Source organism: Sulfuriferula multivorans, from assembly GCF_003851125.1.
In the GTDB taxonomy this organism is placed as follows: Bacteria; Pseudomonadota; Gammaproteobacteria; order Burkholderiales; family Sulfuriferulaceae; genus Sulfuriferula; species Sulfuriferula multivorans.
Genome location: NZ_BGOW01000075.1, coordinates 1 through 689, shown reverse-complemented (window position 1 = coordinate 689; position 689 = coordinate 1). Strand labels below are relative to the sequence as shown.

Below are 689 nucleotides of genomic sequence, written 5' to 3'. Positions count from 1 at the left end.
GCCTCACGCCAGATCGCCTCTGGCAACGCGGACCTGTCAGCGCGTACCGAATCGCAGGCCAGTTCCCTGGAAGAGACCGCCAGCTCCATGGAAGAACTCACCAGCACCGTCAAACAGAACGCCGAGAACGCGCGTCAGGCCAACCAACTGGTGGTGTCGGCCTCCGATGTCGCAGTCAAGGGCGGCAAAGTAGTAGGCCAAGTGGTTGACACCATGACCTCCATCAAAGACAGCTCGCGCAAGATCGCCGACATCATCAGCGTGATCGACGGCATCGCCTTCCAGACCAACATCCTGGCCCTGAACGCAGCAGTCGAAGCTGCACGCGCCGGCGAACAGGGACGCGGCTTTGCCGTGGTGGCCGCCGAAGTACGCAACCTGGCACAACGCAGTGCCGGTGCTGCCAAGGAAATCAAATCATTGATCGAAGACTCCGTCGACAAAGTCGACGTAGGCGGCAAACTGGTAGACGAAGCCGGCAAGACCATGGAAGAGATCGTCAACTCGGTCAAACGCGTCACCGACATCATGAGCGAGATCGCCGCGGCCAGCCAGGAACAGAGCTCCGGCATCGAACAAGTCAACCAGGCCGTAGGCCAGATGGACGAAGCCACCCAGCAGAACGCCGCGTTAGTGGAACAGGCTGCGGCTGCAGCCGAAAGCCTGCAAGACCAGGCGGGCAAACTGGC

The 689-nt window shown here is 61.0% G+C and carries 1 protein-coding gene; it reads left to right on the top strand.

All coding sequences use genetic code 11. The features are described from left to right. Window positions 1-689 (top strand): methyl-accepting chemotaxis protein (locus tag EI185_RS18090; protein ID WP_223247925.1); only part of this gene is annotated, 689 nt, incomplete at both ends.